This is a genomic window from Heyndrickxia camelliae, from assembly GCF_002844575.1.
GTDB lineage: Bacteria > Bacillota > Bacilli > Bacillales > Bacillaceae_C > Margalitia > Margalitia camelliae.
Map to the genome: position 1 here is coordinate 144011 of NZ_PIQO01000004.1, position 16699 is coordinate 160709.

The following is a 16699-nucleotide window of genomic DNA, read 5'->3' on the forward strand; positions in this document are numbered from 1 at the left end:
TCATTAGTAAATTAATGGAGGAAGAAATGAAACGAAAAATCACCGCTTTGACTTTGCTTTTGTTTTTAACCAGTGTTGCCATCGTACAAGCTGTTGATCAAAAGAAGCAAGCTTTCGATCATGAAACAAGTAAAATTATAAAGCAAAAGGAGCAAATTAAACCGGTCCAAAAACAAAAAGCCGATGAAATAGAAACTGCTCTCTCTAATATAGGGTTGTCCATCGGCCAAAAAGCCCCTAATATAAAAGCCGCTGGATTTAATGGAGATTCCATTGATCTATCCACGTACAAGGGAAAAAAAGTGCTGTTAAACTTTTGGGCAACATGGTGCCCGCCTTGTAAAGCAGAAATCCCTGACTTGGTAAAATTTTATAATAAACATCAATCGGAATTTGTAGTAATTGGTGTGAATATCGAAAGTAGCAAGAACCAAGTAAAAGATTTTATTAAACAATACGGTATAACATATCCCATCATAATGGATAAAAAAGAAACGATTAGTGATAAGTATCAAATCCAACCGATACCGACCACTTATTTTATTGATGAAGATGGCATAATTTATCATAAACAGATTGGTGCGGTAACGTATAATGAATTAACAAAAATGCTAAAGAAATGAACACTTCCTACAGAGGTGTTCATTTCTTTTTAAAAGAGATAAGTAATATAGTTTTTTAATCAGCTAACAGAAGTAAAAAGCACTAAAGCTTTTTTAATAAGCAAATGTTCAAAAAATATTATAATTATGCAAATAACTGACCATACTAAAAAGTAGAAAAAATAATAATTCCTAAGGAGACTTTACATGAGAAAAGCAATGAAAAAATCATTTTTAGATTTAGTAATGGAAAATAAGCAAGAGCTTCTAAAGGATCGTGACGCCATGGATCGGATTGAAGAAAGATTAGAACAAAAACGAATGATAAAGAAAGCTGAATAGATGTCACATATTCCCCCCTTTTTCGGAAAAACTGTATGAAAAGGGGGGAAGTTTTTCATGAGCAATCCAAAAAGAAAACCACAAGCTTTTGTACCAAGCCATATAGGAACACAGAAAAGATCTGCAGGAGGAAATAATGGGAAAAAGATGCAAGATACATCTGGACAACATGCACAAGTAATGCAAACAAAGGGTGAGTAAGACATCCTTCAATTTCCATCAATTCTTTTTTGACAACTAGGTACACTAATGATGTACCGAGTATTTGGTGCACTTATTTTCTTCAAGGAGGAATAAGCGTATGGCATGGAACAAACCGAAACCAGATGATCGCAGTGATAACGTAGAAAAACTGCAAGATATGGTACAAAACACGATTGTAAATATGGAAAAGGCAGAAGCAACAGCAGAATTTGCTGAAGGGGAACAACGAGCACAAATTGAAGCAAAAAATGAGCGCCGCCGTGAAAGCATTGAAGCCATGCGCAGTGAGATAAAAGATGAGGCAAGAGCTCAAGAAAATAATTATCAATAAATGTATGAACAAGCCGGCATAAGCCGGCTTTCTTTTTGAACAAAACCTTTTATTTTCCGAACAATCATTTGCATGATAAAATAGAGGTATTAGTCATTTTACTTGAGGTGAACAGAATGTTACTTTCAAAAAAGAAAATCGAAGTAAGATATGCAGAAACGGACCAGATGGGTATTGTATATCATGCAAATTACTTAGTTTGGATGGAATTAGGCCGGACACAATTGGTAGAAGATCTTGGCTTTAAATATGCAGATATGGAGGCGCAAGGAGTGCTTTCTCCTGTCATTGATATCGAAATCTCTTATAAAAAGCCTGTGTTATATGGTGAAATAGCAACGGTTAAGACATGGATAGAATATTATGATGGAATCCGTATCACTTACGGCTATGAAATTTATAAAGAAAACGGCGAACTATCGGTAACCTCCTTTTCTAAACATGCCTGTGTGAAAAAAGAGTCCTTCCGCCCAATCTCTATTAGAAAAGTTTTCCCAGATTGGCATGATGCCTATGAAAAGGCTAAAAAGGCAGAGCAGGGTGTGAAATAAAGTGGCATTTGGAATTACAAAAGATGCACTAACAAACTGGAAAAAATCCATTGATAATGGAGAAATCGCCTTTTTAACTCATTATTGGCTAGATGATCGCTTTCCAGAAGCAAGATCTGTCACAAAGGTAGGCTGTAATGATTTACATAAGCTTCAGGAATGGGGCGCTAGATACGGGTTAAAGAAGGAATGGATCCATCATCGTAAAGATGGATACTCCCACTATGATTTACTAGGAATACGGCAAAAGGAAATTTTGGCGATGGAAGGAATTCTACATAAATATGAGAAATTCCTCTAAATATAAAAACCTCCATACCGAATATTATCGGATGGAGGACAACCTCAGCCTTTTTTATATTCAAATACAGGTTCGTCTAAGGTTGGGTTATAGCCAACATGCAAATCATGCCCGTCAAAATACCATACGTCCTTTTCTTCCACAAAAAATAAAATGCCATTTTTTGTTGTGGTAACAGCAGGGTCTTCGGCTTCCTCCTTCATTAATCCAAGGGAAAATCCTTCTTGAACAGCAGTGGAACCTCCATATTTAACAAAGAAGCGAATAGAATCGCCTTCCTCAATATCCATCTCATCGCGAAACCACTTTTCTGCATCATCCGATACAAATATTTTCATATATCCCATACCTCCTATGTATAAGAGCATTGTAGTACACTTCTATAACATAAAATATTATTATGAAGACCATTTTATCAAAATGGACATGATTAAGAAAATAATTAGCTTTAATTAAAAATTCATAAAATATTGAATTTAACAACCTGCATATATATACTATGTATAAAAATCTAGATCAAAAAATCAAAAAATCAGTGGAGGCTATATATGGATTATGATGTTATTGTTGTTGGAGCTGGTCTAGCTGGCTTAGTTGCGACAACGGAAATAGCGGATGCCGGGAAAAAAGTCCTTCTCCTTGATCAAGAACCTGAAAGCTCATTAGGCGGACAGGCATGGTGGTCGTTTGGCGGTTTATTCTTAGTGGACTCTCCCGAACAACGCCGAATGGGCATTAAAGACTCAAAAGAATTAGCTTGGCAAGATTGGCTTGGAACAGCAGGATTTGATAGGGGAAAGGAAGACTATTGGGGAAAAAAATGGGCTCAGGAATATATTGAGTTCGCTGCAGGAGAAAAACGTGAATGGTTGCGTAATATGGGGGTCCGATTTTTTCCAGTTGTCGGATGGGCAGAACGAGGCGGTTATCTTGCAGATGGACATGGAAATTCGGTACCTAGATTCCATATTGTATGGGGAACAGGTCCAGGTATCGTGGCTCCCTTTGAACGTAAACTGAGAGAACAAATAAAAAATAGGTTGGTTGAATATCGGCCTCGCCATCGTGTGGATCAACTTCTAACGCGCAATGGTACTGTGGAAGGAGTAAGCGGAGCTATTTTGGAACCTAGTTCTGTATCAAGAGGAGAAGAAAGCTCCCGAGTAGTGATAGGTGAATTTGAATTTACATCCTCCATCGTTATGGTAACAAGTGGAGGAATAGGAGCAAATCATGATTTAATCCGGCAAAATTGGCCAAAGCGACTTGGAACACCGCCAAAACAAATGCTTTCCGGTGTACCTGCACACGTAGATGGAAGAATGCTGACAATAACGGAACAAGCAGGAGGGCATATCGTCAATAGAGATAGGATGTGGCATTACACGGAAGGGATTAAAAATTGGAATCCTATTTGGAATCTACATGGAATTCGAATTTTACCTGGTCCATCTTCCATTTGGCTAGATGCAAAGGGGAAAAGATTTCCTTCCCCAAATTTTCCAGGCTTTGATACACTAGGAACATTAGAAGCCATTCAAAAAACGGGATATAGTTATTCTTGGTTTATCTTGACACAAAAAATCATAGAAAGGGAGTTTGCTTTGTCGGGTTCAGAGCAGAATCCTGATTTGACTGGGAAAAGTATTAAACAGGTATTGGGTAGAGCATTACCAGGGGCTTCCGCTCCTGTACAAGCCTTTATGGATAAAGGGGAAGACTTTGTCATTGCAGATAATTTACCCATACTTGTTGAGGGAATGAACAACTTGACAGAGGAAAAGTTACTCCACTTAGAAGAAATTGAAAAGCAAATTCAAGCACGCGACCGAGAAATCGAAAATTCTTTCACAAAAGACTTACAAATTACTGCCATACGTGGTGCACGCAATTATCTTGGTGATAAATTAATACGTGTTGCAAAACCGCATAAAATACTTGATCCTAAAAATGGACCTCTTATAGCAGTAAGATTAAATATTATTAGTCGAAAGACTCTGGGTGGGCTCCAAACAGATCTATCTGCACGAGTTCTTGATTCGTCAGGAAATCCAATTCCTGGACTGTATGCAGCAGGGGAGGTTTCAGGGTTCGGAGGCGGAGGAGTACATGGTTATCGTGCATTAGAAGGAACGTTTTTAGGAGGCTGCCTTTTTAGCGGAAGGGTGGCTGGCCGTGCAATAGCTAAGGAGTTACAATAAAAAAGAGCTAATTCTCTACAGTAGATATGCAGAGAATTAGCTCTACTATGCTATTTGATTCCATCCATCATATGTGCCATTATCTCCTGATAAGAGTGATCCGCCATTCCTTTTGCATATGCTTCTTGCAAAGGATATAAACGGAAGTTTTTCATCTTCTGATTATGCACAAAAGTAGGAAAGAATTTTACATTTTCTAATTTGATACTGCTTCCACTAGAAGTAACGTATTTTGAAACTTTTACTTCAAACATTCCGCCAATATTTTTGTAATCCCACATCTGACCAGAAATGAAGTTTCCAAGCGAGTATACAACAACGGCATCACGTCCATCTTTCGTATGGAGCTTTTGGATTGGTTGCAAGACATGAGGATGACTTCCCAATATGATATCTGCACCGCCATCAGTAAAAAGCCTTGCCATCTGTTTTTGCTCTTCATTTGGCTGACGTTGGTATTCAATACCCCAATGCATGCTTAACACGACAGCATCTGCTTGTTGGCGTGCAGTTTTGAGTTCCGATAGTATCTTATCTTTATCAATCAAATTGACAAGATAATCTTTTCCCTCAGGTACGGGAATTCCATTTGTACCATAAGTATAGGAGAGAATGGCGATTTTAATGCCATTTATATTTTCAATCCGTAGTGTTTCCTGATCCTCTTTACTTTTAAATGTACCTACATGTGGTAAATGAACCTTATCATAATAGGAAAGAGCACTTAATAATCCCTTTTCTCCCTTATCGAGAGCATGATTATTAGCCGTTGTAACAAAATCAACACCTGCATCGATAATAGCATCCACAATCTCATAAGGACTGTTAAAGCACGGATAGCTGGAAACTCCTAATTGCGTTCCTCCGGGAGTCGATTCTTGATTAGCAATTAAGAGATCGGGTTTTTGCATCATTGACTTTACATTTTGAAAAATCGGCTTAAAATCATAACCAGTCTTTGTTTTTGCGTCTTCATACACCCAGTCATGAATCAGTATATCGCCAATTGCACCGATTACAGCACTGGAATGGAACTTTTTTGTATTTACATTTAGTGTTCTTATCGTATTACTAGTAACCGTATGTGTTTTTCTAGAAAAAGCATTTTTCCAATCTTCGTATTGCTTGATGGATAATATCCCAATCAATATAAGCAGTACTATCAGTAATATCCCTGCACCCCTTTGTTTTCCCCTCATCCCATTACCAACCTTTACATTTATATCTATACAGTTATCTTACTATACCATTGTCATCAGCGGTAGAATTTTTGCGAAAATTGAAGAAAATTAGAAAGCGGAACCGCAAAGGCAGCGGTGTTTTGGCAGAAACAAGCTTTAGAAGTATAGTGAAGTAGATAAGCAGGAAAGGGACTGCAAGCAGTAGAAGAGATGAAAAATCCATTAAACACCATGAAAAAAACGCCCTAATCAACTATATTAGGACGTTCTTACGGATATGACTATTTATATCCATTTTACTTTAGGTTCCGTTTTATCTCGAATCCTTTTGATATTCGCGCGATGTCGATAGATAACAAAAAATGAAAGCGCAAAAATAACAATAAAGAATAGCCAGTCGTGACTAATCAACATATCAATAAGCGTATAAAGGATGGCAAAGATCCCACAAATAATAGAGGAAAGGGATACGTATTTAGATAGCTTTAAGCTTACAAGAAAAACAACCACTATTAATATAAATAATAGAGGACTATAAGCTAGAACAACACCGCCTGAAGTAGCCACAGCCTTACCACCTCTAAAACCTGCGAAGATTGGAAACATATGACCGACTACTGCAACTACTCCAACTAACAGCGGATGAAGACCTTCTGATACCCCAAATATAATCGGGAGATATGTAGCAAGCGTTCCTTTTAAAATATCTACAACCGTGACCACACTTCCAGCCTTTTTTCCTAATGTTCGAAAGGTATTAGTCGCTCCAAGATTGCCGCTCCCATGTTCACGTATATCCATTCCATAAAATAGTTTTCCAACAATTAAACCTGATGGGATCGATCCAAGCAAGTAAGCTACAATTAGTATTAGGGCATAGATCATTAACATAACTCCTTTTATCCTAGTTCAAAAAGAATACGTTCGGAATTCTTTTACTTAAACATAAATTTATTAGTGCTTTATTATTGTATCACGTATAGTTTGGGAAAGAAAAAAGAAATTTTATTTGAAAAGTCATATTTTTGCTCTTTTCACAGACTTTATCCTCCTGTACGATAAAACTATGGAGTTTAGGAGGATAGAAATGGAAACTTTACCTTTAAGATCAATTCCCAAAAGAAATCGAATATGGCCCTATGTTCTTATAGTGCTTTTTATCATCGTAACTGGGATTTTATTATATATCTATTATCCCTATGCATCTACTAAAAAAAACATGTATTTCACAGGGAAGTATCCGATATTAATAAAAGGGGCAATACAAGGAAATGCAATCCACAATGAAAATAGCCTATACATCCCTTTAAAGTTAGTAGAAAAACAAATCGATGATAGTATTTACGAAGAAAGCAAATCCCTTATCATTACGACCAAATTAAAGGTAATAAGAATTCCTTTTAATGAAAATGTTCTATATGTTAATGAAAAACCAAAACAAACCAATAATCCAATTGTGAAGATCGTTTCGGGTCAAAAATATATCTCGCTCGAAATACTTCAAGCTTTATATCCAATCGAATACCAATTGACAAAACATACGGGGATAGTTTGGATAAGGATGAACGGCGAACAATACCATAATGGAAAAATAGTTTCTCATGATGTTAGGAAAGCTTTTTTACGTCTTCGCACAAAACCAAATTTGCAATCCTCTTATAATGTTGAGGTAAAAAAAGGAGAAGCTGTACATATTGAACGCGAATTAAAAAATTACTACTATATTAGAACCCTTGAAGGGATTGGTGGATATATAAAAAAAGCTTATGTAATGAAGCAAAAGCTTGAAAATGTTCAAATCGCTTTTCCTAAAGAGGCAGTTACCTTACCAGCTATTGAAAAACCAATTCAAATGTCTTGGGAAGCAGTTTACAAGAAAACACCAGATCCATCTCAATTTCCTACGATGGCGGGGGTGAATGTTGTCTCTCCTACCTGGTTTCATTTGAAGGATGATAATGGGAACATTACCAATCTGTTATCCTCAAAATATGTAAAATGGGCAAAGCAGCAACATATGCAGGTTTGGGCCCTTTTTTCTAACTCATCCAATCCTGATTTAACAAAAGCTGCTTTGAGCACCTTTGAAAAAAGGAATCGAATCATTCAAACGTTACTAAAGGTTGCAAAGAAGGAGCATTTAGAAGGAATCAATATTGATATCGAAAATGTCCGCTCTAAAGATGGACCACTTGTAACGCAGTTTGTCAGGGAAATATCAGCTTACTTTCATGCTAATCATAAATATGTTTCGATGGATATAACCTTTATTGCAAAAGGCAATTGGTCTGAATTCTATGAGCGTAAAAAGCTTGGAAAAATAGTTGATTACCTCATTATTATGGCATATGATGAACATTGGGCAACATCTGCGGAAGCGGGAAGTGTTGCAAGCTTGCCGTGGGTAGAAAATGGTCTAAAGCCGATATTAAAATTGGTCCCTAATGATAAAATTATATTAGGTGTCCCTTTTTATACAAGACTATGGAAAGAGGAATGGAAAGATGGTCAGAAACAAACATCTTCCATCGCACTAACAATGGACCAAGCAAATAAATGGATCAAAAAGAAGAAAGCAACAATACAAATGGATACCGAAAGTGGTCAGCATTATACGGAATATATAGATTCCAAAACAAATACCACCTATAAAATGTGGATGGAGGATACATATTCTTTGGCGAAAAGAGCAGATATAGCCGGCCAATATAAATTATCTGGCATAGCCTCTTGGGCAAGAGCATTTGGGAATGAAGATGCATGGGTCGCCCTAAGATCCACTCTATCGGCTTATAATCAAAAATAATACAACTTGACAAGTACTTTTGTAGTAAGGAGTTTTATGGAATGAAAACATTTTTGTCAGCCATCCAGTGGATGGCTTTTATGATTGCCGGTTCTATTGCGGCACCAATCGCTATAGCTGATTTATTTCATTTAAATCCAATCGAAACGTCTGCGTTCGTACAAAGAACGATTTTCGTATTAGGTATTGCTGGTTTATTACAAGGATTTATCGGTCATCGGCTTCCGGTTTCAGAAGGGCCTGCGGGCTTATGGTGGAGCGTTTTTGCTATTTATGCCGGGTTTGTTGGAACTATATATTCCACTAGTATCGATTCGTTGAATGCGCTTTGCGGCGGCATGATTTTTAGTGGGATCGTTTTCTTTATCCTATCCATGTTTGGGTTAATCGAAAAACTTGCCAAACTTTTCACCCCCACTGTAACTTTTATATATTTATTCTTGCTAATCCTGCAGCTAAGCGGTTCCTTTATAAAAGGAATGCTCGGATTATCTGAAGAACAAGTACATATTCAACCATTGGTAGCTGTGTTATGTATCGCTATCATTCTTATAACCTTTTACCTAGGACAAGTGAAGATACAATGGGTACGTCAATTTTCGATTATGATTGGTTTATTAATCGGGTGGATTCTTTTTATCCTTTTCGGGCTTGCCCCAAAAGTTCCAAGCAGTCACGCAATCCTTTCTTTTCCAAAGCTTTTTCATTTTGGAAAGCCGAGCTTTGATGTTGGGGTATTAACCACCTCTTTCTTCATCACCATATTACTAACAACCAATATGATTGCATCCATTCGCGTTATGGAAGAGGTACTGAAAAGTTCGCAATCTAAGCCTGTTAGCTATAAAAAATCCGGTTTTATTTCCGGTATCAATCAAATACTAGGAGGGATCTTTTCTGCGATTGGCTCCGTTCCTATCTCTGGTTCTGCAGGCTTTGTGTCACAAACAGGTATTAAAAGCATAAAACCCTTTATTATTGGTGGGGTATTGGTAACAATTATTTCCTTGCTTCCGCCGCTGATGAACATTATGTCTGCACTTCCAGCACCGGTTGGATATGCAGTAACCTTTGTAATTTTCACGAAGATGATAGGGCTGGCGTTATCGGAAATCGAAAAAGTGACGGATCGTCAAATTACATACACCACGGCAGGAATTGCTTTAATGGTGGGTGTAGGAACAATGTTTTTACCTGCTGAAGCAACGGTTAAACTGCCTGCAGTTATCGGATCTCTTGTAAATAACGGACTTGTATTAGGAACGATTATTGCTATTCTTTCGGAGCAATACTTAAGATGGCAAAAGAAAAAGAAAGCATCGTCCCCTTCATCTTAAGTTGCAGGAATCCAAAGAAAAGCGTACGATTATAAGAAAAGCGGAAGCTCCTTGATCCATTGTGAGCTGCTGGCTTACACTATACTTAGCTTTACATGTATATAATTTCATGATTGAAAACTAACGAATAAACATGGGGGTTTTTAAATGACTATTGAAAATCCAAGCAGAGAAGAAATTAAAGCGATATTAAAAAAGGCTAAACGAATTGCGGTTGTAGGCTTAAGTGATAATCCTGAACGAACATCGTACATGATATCAGAAGCTATGCAAAAAGCTGGATATGAAATTATTCCAGTCAATCCTTCTGTCGATCATGTATTAGGTGTGAAGGCAGTTTCGTCTCTAAAGGAAATCGAAGGTCATGTGGATATCGTCAATGTATTTCGCCGATCTGAATATCTACCGGAGATTGCCAAAGAATTTGCTGAAATCGATGCTGATATATTTTGGGCACAATTAGGCCTTGAAAATGAAGAGGCATACCAATTTTTGAAAGATAAAGGATATACCGTCATTATGAATCGCTGTATTAAAGTAGAACACGCCTTAACAAAATGAGTTTCTTTAAACAAGCGTATTTCTTTTAAGGTACGCTTGTTTTTTATTCACATAAAGACACCCATGGTTTAACTCGTATTCTGAAATTATTTGTATAGATTTTTGTAGAAAAAGCTTGCTTGGAAGTAAAATTTTTAAGGCGGTTGTTCAGTTCCGTTTAAAAAGTAATTTGCCAAATGCGAATTTATCGCTAAAATAGTTCATAGACGCTTGTTCGGAATATGTTATAATGATAGGCGAACAAATGTTTGTTATATCATTTTTATTATGTTTTCAAAGTTTTTTTATATAGAGAAAGAGAGTAGTGTTGTTGAAAGGGGAATTTTTGTGACAAAGAAACAGGACTTAATTGAGTATAACGATGATGCCATCCAGGTACTGGAGGGACTTGAAGCCGTTCGGAAACGTCCAGGCATGTACATAGGCTCCACAGACGCACGCGGATTACATCACCTAGTATATGAAATAGTCGATAATTCGGTTGACGAGGCACTTGCCGGCAATGGTGACCATATTATTGTAAAAATCCATAAGGATAACAGTATTAGTGTCGATGATAAAGGGCGCGGTATGCCAACTGGAATGCATAAATTAGGGAAACCCACAACAGAAGTTATTTTCACTGTATTACATGCTGGCGGTAAATTTGGCCAAGGCGGATATAAAACATCTGGCGGATTACACGGTGTGGGTGCTTCTGTTGTAAATGCTCTATCCGAATGGCTGGTTGTAACCATTAAACGGGATGGATTTATATTTGAACAGCGTTTTAAAGACGGTGGAAAACCAGAGACTACCCTTGAAAAAATAGGGAAAACAAATCAAACAGGAACGAATATTCATTTTAAGCCTGATCCTACCATTTTTAGCACAACGACCTTTAATTACGATACATTATGTGAACGGTTAAGAGAATCAGCCTTTCTTTTAAAAGGCTTGAAAATTGAGATTATCGATGAACGCTATGGCCAAAGCGACACCTTCCATTATCAAAACGGAATAGAAGCTTTCGTAGAATACTTAAATGAAGGAAAAGATGTTCTGCATCCTGTTGTCATGATTGAGGGTGAGGCAAGCGAAATCGAAGTAGAATTTGCTTTCCAATTTAATGACGGTTTTTCGGAAAATATTCTTTCTTTCGTTAATAATGTACGTACGAAGGACGGAGGTACCCATGAAGTAGGTGCTAAAACAGCGTTGACTCGTGTCATGAACGAGTATGCCCGCAAGGTTAACCTCTTGAAAGAGCGTGATAAAAATTTAGATGGAACAGACATTCGTGAAGGACTATCTGCAATAGTATCTGTTCGTATTCCTGAAGAGCTTCTTCAATTTGAGGGACAAACGAAAGGGAAGCTAGGTACAAGTGAAGCGCGTTCTGCTGTTGATTCCGTCGTATCAGAGCATCTAGCTTATTTTCTCGAAGAGAATCCTGATGCCAGTAATTTATTAATTAAAAAAGCCATAAAAGCTGCTCAAGCGCGAGAAGCTGCTAGAAAAGCCAGAGAGGAAGCGCGCAGCGGGAAAAAGAAAAAGAAAGCGGAAAATATCCTGTCTGGAAAGCTTACTCCTGCACAATCACGAAACCCTGAGAAAAATGAATTATACCTAGTGGAGGGTGATTCGGCCGGCGGTTCGGCAAAACAAGGACGGGATCGTCGTTTTCAAGCTGTTCTCCCGCTTCGTGGAAAAGTAATCAATACGGAAAAGGCCAAGCTTCAAGATATTTTCAAGAATGAAGAAATCAATACCATCATTCATACGATTGGAGCGGGTGTCGGACCTGATTTTAATATAGAGGATGTTAATTATAACAAGGTAATTATCATGACGGATGCTGATACAGACGGTGCCCATATCCAGGTACTGCTGCTTACATTCTTTTACCGTTACATGCGGCCATTAATTGAAGCGGGCAAGGTTTATATTGCACTGCCGCCACTTTACAAAGTAAGTAAAGGAAGCGGTAAAAAAGAAGTAATCGAGTATGCATGGACTGAAAATGAACTGCAATCGGTTATTAAAAAGGTCGGAAGAGGTTACATGCTACAGCGCTATAAAGGTCTTGGTGAAATGAATGCAGACCAATTATGGGAAACAACCATGGATCCCGAATCAAGAACTTTAATCCGTGTACGAATTGATGATGCTGCAAGAGCGGAACGGAGAGTCACTACTTTAATGGGGGATAAAGTGGAACCTAGGCGAAAATGGATAGAAAATAATGTGGCCTTTGGTTTAGAAGAAGATCAAAGCATCTTGGAGAATGAAAATCTTACGGTCGAAGGAGGGGAACATATCTAATGTCAACAGCTGAACGTTTTCAAGATTTACCTTTAGAAGAAGTAATTGGTGATCGTTTTGGCAGATACAGTAAATATATTATTCAAGATCGTGCCCTTCCCGATGCTAGGGACGGTCTAAAGCCCGTACAAAGACGTATTTTATACGCGATGCATGTAGAGGGAAACACAGCAGATAAAGGATTCCGGAAATCTGCTAAAACAGTCGGAAATGTTATTGGTAATTACCATCCGCATGGGGATACCTCTGTCTATGATGCCATGGTGCGGATGAGCCAGGATTGGAAAGTACGCAATGTTTTAGTAGAAATGCATGGTAACAACGGTAGTATTGATGGAGATCCTCCAGCTGCAATGCGTTATACCGAGGCACGTCTTTCGGCAATCGCATCCGAACTTTTACTGGATATTGAAAAGGACACAGTTGATTTCATTCCGAATTTCGATGATACATCCAAAGAACCAACCGTCTTACCAGCCCGTTTCCCAAATCTATTGGTAAATGGTTCAACCGGTATTTCAGCAGGTTATGCAACAGACATACCTCCACATCATCTTGGTGAGGTAATAGACGGAACCATTATGCGCATTGAGCGTCCTGATTGTACAGTAGAAGATCTTATGACAATCATTAAAGGGCCAGATTTCCCAACTGGCGGAATTATTCAAGGAATTGACGGAATTAAAAAAGCATATGAAACGGGAAAAGGAAAAATGGTAGTCCGCGGAAAGACTGTGATTGAAGATGTACGAGGCGGAAAACAGCAAATTGTCATTACGGAAATACCATATGAAGTCAATAAAGCGAATTTAGTCAAGAAAATGGATGAATTAAGACTAGATCGAAAAGTAGAAGGTATTTCAGAAGTTCGTGACGAAACAGACCGAACAGGATTACGCATCGTGATAGAATTAAAAAAAGATGCTGATGCAGAAGGTGTCTTATACTATTTATTCAAAAATACCGACTTACAAGTATCTTATAACTTTAATATGGTTGCAATCCATGACCGCCGTCCAAAATTGCTCGGTATTCGTGAATTGCTGGACTCCTATATTGATCATCAAAAGGATGTTGTTACAAAGCGAACGAAATTCGATTTGCAAAAAGCAGTTGATCGTCAGCATATTGTAGATGGACTTATGAAGGCTTTATCTATTTTAGATGAAGTAATTGCAACTATTCGTAGTTCAAAAGATAAGCGTGATGCAAAGGATAACTTAATTACTAAATATGAATTTACTGAGCCCCAGGCAGAAGCCATTGTTTCGTTGCAACTTTATCGCTTAACCAATACAGACATTACTGCGCTTCAAAAAGAAGCAATGGAACTTAACAAAAAAATCGAAGAATTAACCGCTATTCTTGATAGTGAAAAAAATTTATTAAAGGTCATCAAAAAAGAATTACAAGAAATTAAAAAGAAGTATGCCGATGAGCGCAGAACGAAAATTGAAGATGAAATTGAAGAAATTAAAATTAATTTAGAGGTAATGATTCCTAATGAAGATGTAATGGTTACCGTCACGAAAGATGGCTATGTAAAACGGACAAGTATTCGTTCTTATACAGCGTCTAATGGGCTTGATTTAGCTATTAAAGAAACGGATCGCTTGTTATTCCAAGAAGAAGTAAATACAACTAATGTTATCTTGTTGTTTACAAATAAAGGGAATTACTTGTATTGTCCAGTGCATGAATTGCCGGATATACGTTGGAAAGACCTCGGACAGCATATAGCAAATATTGTCCCGATAGAAAGAGATGAACAAATCGTTAAAGTTGTGAATATAGAGGATTTCTCTGCAGCGCAGTTCTTATTATTCGTAACGAAAAATGGCATGGTAAAAAAGACAGAGTTAAATCAATATAATGCACAAAGATATTCTAAACCGTTAGTTGCCATCAATTTAAAAGGCGATGATGAAGTAGTAGATGTTCATCTGACTGATGGAAAAATGGATGTATTCCTTGCAACTTATTTTGGCTATGGATTATGGTTCAATGAGGAAGAAGTAAATATTGTAGGAGCTAGAGCTGCTGGTGTGAAAGGAATTAATCTAAAAGAAGGCGATTTTGTCGTCTCCGGAAAAATTATTTCCAATCCTGAGAAGGAATTCATATTCATCGCTACTCAAAGAGGTGCGATCAAGAAGATGAAACTCTCTGAATTCGAAAAAACTACACGCGCAAAACGCGGAGTGGTAATGCTGCGAGAGTTAAAAAATAACCCACATCGAATTGCAGGTATGGATATTGTGGAACTGAACGATTCAATCTTTGTCCAAACTGAAAAAAATAATATTGAACAGATTCATATCGGTGAAATGCGTGCAAACGATCGATATTCCAACGGTTCCTTTATTTTTGATGAGTCGGAAAACGGGGCTACTATTGTCATTTGGAAAGATACACTCTGCAAAAAAGAAGAAAACTAATTTTTATTCATAAAGAGATTACAAGAATGGTACTCACTACTGTTCGAATAATACCAAATTCAACTTGTCACTTTGGTGGCAAGTTGTTTTTTATTAAAGGGAGGGAAAATTTACATACTTTCTAACTATTTGCCAATAATAGTAACAATCGGAGAAAAAGGAGATTATAGAATGAAAAAAGAATATTTACTAGCCATTACGGCCTTTTTCATGCTGAGTTTTACAACTGTTGCTATTACTTATGCCGGTGAAGAAGCTACCCCAGTAAGCACCGTTATTAAAACATATAAAGAGGACATAAATGGGGATGGAAAAAAGGATAAGATTATATTAAAAGGTATCCCATATCAAAAGGGACAAACTTTCTTTAAAAAAATATGGGCGGAAATTGTCTTTCCAAAGCATTCTAAAATAACTATTGATTATAGTCCAGGATTACAACCGAAAATTCAATTTGTTGATTTAAATCATGATGGGATTAAAGATATGCTAGCATCCAGTGCAACTGGAGGAAGCGGTGGCATATATCATTATCATCTTAACACTATAAAAAATTATCAGGCAGTTGATATTCCATTGCCACCTCCAATAGATCTACAAGGGCAATTTGAAAATAACTTTAAAGCGATGCTAAATATTGCGGAAACAAAGGAAGTCATTCACTTAGACGTATCAAAGCGCAAAAAAGATTATGTACAAATAGGGCTATATCAGGAAAATGGTAAATTGAATGAACCGTCCGAATTAATGATTGATCCCGTTGCCATGCATAAGATTGTAAAAGTGAAAGGAAAAGGTTACGGTCTAAAATCGTACAGACAAATTAGCGGATCCTATCATGCTGATTTATTAGGCATACTAACAGCAACTTGGTTTTATGAAAATGGTAAGTGGGTATTAATCAAGACAAATTGGGTAAAAAGGTAACCGTTTCTAGGCAAGTATCATATACTGTGTTAAGTATATTGATTAAAGGGGATGCTTATCGTGAGCGAATGGACATCTGAAACATTTTCAGTGAATATTGCTCCTCCAGCGACAGCTTTTTACCCATTGGAAGGACGAAAATATACATTTTCACAGTCTGAATATACAGGGAACTTATTTTTATCCATTAGTAACCAATTTAGCAACTTAACAGTGGATTCAAATTTAACAGAAATCCTCCAAGCAGAATGGGTAACGTTCATGGGGGAATATGCTCTTAAAGGAAAAATAAGCATAAAGGGATCCGATAACGACCGAAGGCTGACACAAGTCCGCTGCATGATATTTCAAAAAGATCTGCCAAAATTGATTCGGGCACTTGTAACAGCAGATCAGCAATTTCTTAAGAATTATCCGTTACTATTAGATGCACCAATTATGATTCATTTTGATACCATTTTCCCAGAATACAATGGGTCTATTCAGCTTGGGAGTCCTAGACAGTATCTAATGAATCCAATTGTCACATAAAAAACTCTTTGGTTATATCTATGAAAACATAAAAAACATGAAGCAGTCTCGTCACTGTCTCATGTTTTTTATGTTTTCATAG

Annotated in this window: 17 protein-coding genes; 14 read left to right on the forward strand and 3 right to left on the reverse strand. The window is 37.3% G+C overall.

The genetic code is table 11. The features are described from left to right. The first annotated feature begins 26 nt into the window (after positions 1 to 26). The 6 genes from CWO92_RS07815 to CWO92_RS07840 all read left to right on the forward strand — a co-directional run bounded on the left by CWO92_RS07815 (position 27) and on the right by CWO92_RS07840 (position 2331). Entirely contained in the window at positions 27 to 623 is a 597-nt protein-coding gene (locus CWO92_RS07815) for a TlpA family protein disulfide reductase (RefSeq protein WP_165786634.1), read from the forward strand. A 186-nt stretch (positions 624 to 809) separates the two neighbouring features. Then, positions 810 to 944, forward strand: a complete 135-nt coding sequence (locus CWO92_RS07820; RefSeq protein ID WP_101353656.1) for an FbpB family small basic protein — start codon at positions 810 to 812, stop codon at positions 942 to 944. 57 nt (positions 945 to 1001) lie between these two features. Further along, a complete protein-coding gene (locus CWO92_RS07825) occupies positions 1002 to 1145 on the forward strand; it encodes an acid-soluble spore protein N (RefSeq protein ID WP_101353657.1) in 144 nt (47 codons plus the stop codon). A gap of 100 nt (positions 1146 to 1245) precedes the next feature. Beyond that, complete coding sequence (gene tlp / locus CWO92_RS07830; protein ID WP_101353658.1) at positions 1246 to 1479, forward strand: small acid-soluble spore protein Tlp; 234 nt, start codon at positions 1246 to 1248, stop codon at positions 1477 to 1479. A 116-nt stretch (positions 1480 to 1595) separates the two neighbouring features. Then, entirely contained in the window at positions 1596 to 2030 is a 435-nt protein-coding gene (locus CWO92_RS07835) for an acyl-CoA thioesterase (protein WP_101353659.1), read from the forward strand. Position 2031: 1 nt separating this feature from the next. Continuing rightward, on the forward strand, positions 2032 to 2331 hold the full coding sequence (locus CWO92_RS07840) for a hypothetical protein (protein ID WP_101353660.1): 300 nt from the start codon (positions 2032 to 2034) through the stop codon (positions 2329 to 2331). A gap of 44 nt (positions 2332 to 2375) precedes the next feature. On the opposite strand, the gene CWO92_RS07845 is transcribed toward CWO92_RS07840, so the two are convergent. Next, entirely contained in the window at positions 2376 to 2669 is a 294-nt protein-coding gene (locus CWO92_RS07845; protein WP_101353661.1) for a HesB/YadR/YfhF family protein, read from the reverse strand. A gap of 177 nt (positions 2670 to 2846) precedes the next feature. Between CWO92_RS07845 and CWO92_RS07850 the strand changes: the two genes are divergently transcribed. Next, on the forward strand, positions 2847 to 4532 hold the full coding sequence (locus CWO92_RS07850; RefSeq protein WP_268877583.1) for an FAD-binding dehydrogenase: 1686 nt from the start codon (positions 2847 to 2849) through the stop codon (positions 4530 to 4532). A gap of 50 nt (positions 4533 to 4582) precedes the next feature. On the opposite strand, the gene CWO92_RS07855 is transcribed toward CWO92_RS07850, so the two are convergent. Continuing rightward, positions 4583 to 5731 carry a CapA family protein gene (locus tag CWO92_RS07855; RefSeq protein WP_101353663.1) on the reverse strand — a complete coding sequence of 383 codons (1149 nt, stop codon included), beginning with the start codon at positions 5729 to 5731 and terminating at the stop codon, positions 4583 to 4585. Between the two features lie 267 nt (positions 5732 to 5998). Continuing rightward, positions 5999 to 6598 (reverse strand): glycerol-3-phosphate 1-O-acyltransferase PlsY, encoded by a 600-nt coding sequence (plsY, locus tag CWO92_RS07860; protein ID WP_101353664.1) that lies wholly within the window; start codon positions 6596 to 6598, stop codon positions 5999 to 6001. A gap of 202 nt (positions 6599 to 6800) precedes the next feature. Here plsY and CWO92_RS07865 point away from each other — a divergent pair, with 202 nt between their 5' ends. From CWO92_RS07865 to CWO92_RS07895, 7 genes are all read left to right on the forward strand, one after another. Continuing rightward, positions 6801 to 8519: a glycosyl hydrolase family 18 protein gene (locus CWO92_RS07865; protein ID WP_165786635.1), complete on the forward strand. Its 1719-nt coding sequence runs from the start codon at positions 6801 to 6803 to the stop codon at positions 8517 to 8519. Positions 8520 to 8560: 41 nt separating this feature from the next. Then, positions 8561 to 9856, forward strand: coding sequence for a purine/pyrimidine permease (locus CWO92_RS07870; protein WP_101353666.1), 1296 nt, complete (start codon positions 8561 to 8563; stop codon positions 9854 to 9856). Positions 9857 to 10003: 147 nt separating this feature from the next. Next, the gene (locus tag CWO92_RS07875; protein WP_101353667.1) at positions 10004 to 10417 is read left to right on the forward strand and encodes a CoA-binding protein; all 414 of its coding nucleotides are present in this window, start codon (positions 10004 to 10006) and stop codon (positions 10415 to 10417) included. A gap of 327 nt (positions 10418 to 10744) precedes the next feature. Next, entirely contained in the window at positions 10745 to 12721 is a 1977-nt protein-coding gene (gene parE, locus CWO92_RS07880; protein ID WP_101353668.1) for a DNA topoisomerase IV subunit B, read from the forward strand. Further along, positions 12721 to 15159: a DNA topoisomerase IV subunit A gene (gene parC, locus CWO92_RS07885; protein WP_101353669.1), complete on the forward strand. Its 2439-nt coding sequence runs from the start codon at positions 12721 to 12723 to the stop codon at positions 15157 to 15159. Before parE ends, parC begins: the two co-directional genes overlap by 1 nt. 171 nt (positions 15160 to 15330) lie before the next feature. Then, positions 15331 to 16086, forward strand: a complete 756-nt coding sequence (locus CWO92_RS07890; RefSeq protein ID WP_101353670.1) for a YybI family spore inner coat protein — start codon at positions 15331 to 15333, stop codon at positions 16084 to 16086. Positions 16087 to 16146: 60 nt separating this feature from the next. After that, positions 16147 to 16617, forward strand: coding sequence for a staygreen family protein (locus CWO92_RS07895; RefSeq protein WP_158176256.1), 471 nt, complete (start codon positions 16147 to 16149; stop codon positions 16615 to 16617). The last annotated feature ends 82 nt before the right edge of the window (positions 16618 to 16699 follow it).

Excerpts from the sequence above, each read along its gene's own strand:
- CWO92_RS07815 (WP_165786634.1), top strand. The coding sequence starts at position 27 with ATGAAACGAAAAATCACCGCTTTGACTTTGCTTTTGTTTTTAACCAGT.
- CWO92_RS07820 (WP_101353656.1), top strand. The coding sequence starts at position 810 with ATGAGAAAAGCAATGAAAAAATCATTTTTAGATTTAGTAATGGAAAAT.
- CWO92_RS07825 (WP_101353657.1), top strand. The coding sequence starts at position 1,002 with ATGAGCAATCCAAAAAGAAAACCACAAGCTTTTGTACCAAGCCATATA.
- tlp (WP_101353658.1), top strand. The coding sequence starts at position 1,246 with ATGGCATGGAACAAACCGAAACCAGATGATCGCAGTGATAACGTAGAA.
- CWO92_RS07835 (WP_101353659.1), top strand. The coding sequence starts at position 1,596 with ATGTTACTTTCAAAAAAGAAAATCGAAGTAAGATATGCAGAAACGGAC.
- CWO92_RS07845 (WP_101353661.1), bottom strand. The coding sequence starts at position 2,669 with ATGAAAATATTTGTATCGGATGATGCAGAAAAGTGGTTTCGCGATGAG.
- CWO92_RS07855 (WP_101353663.1), bottom strand. The coding sequence starts at position 5,731 with ATGAGGGGAAAACAAAGGGGTGCAGGGATATTACTGATAGTACTGCTT.
- plsY (WP_101353664.1), bottom strand. The coding sequence starts at position 6,598 with ATGATCTATGCCCTAATACTAATTGTAGCTTACTTGCTTGGATCGATC.
- CWO92_RS07865 (WP_165786635.1), top strand. The coding sequence starts at position 6,801 with ATGGAAACTTTACCTTTAAGATCAATTCCCAAAAGAAATCGAATATGG.
- CWO92_RS07870 (WP_101353666.1), top strand. The coding sequence starts at position 8,561 with ATGAAAACATTTTTGTCAGCCATCCAGTGGATGGCTTTTATGATTGCC.
- CWO92_RS07875 (WP_101353667.1), top strand. The coding sequence starts at position 10,004 with ATGACTATTGAAAATCCAAGCAGAGAAGAAATTAAAGCGATATTAAAA.
- parC (WP_101353669.1), top strand. The coding sequence starts at position 12,721 with ATGTCAACAGCTGAACGTTTTCAAGATTTACCTTTAGAAGAAGTAATT.
- CWO92_RS07890 (WP_101353670.1), top strand. The coding sequence starts at position 15,331 with ATGAAAAAAGAATATTTACTAGCCATTACGGCCTTTTTCATGCTGAGT.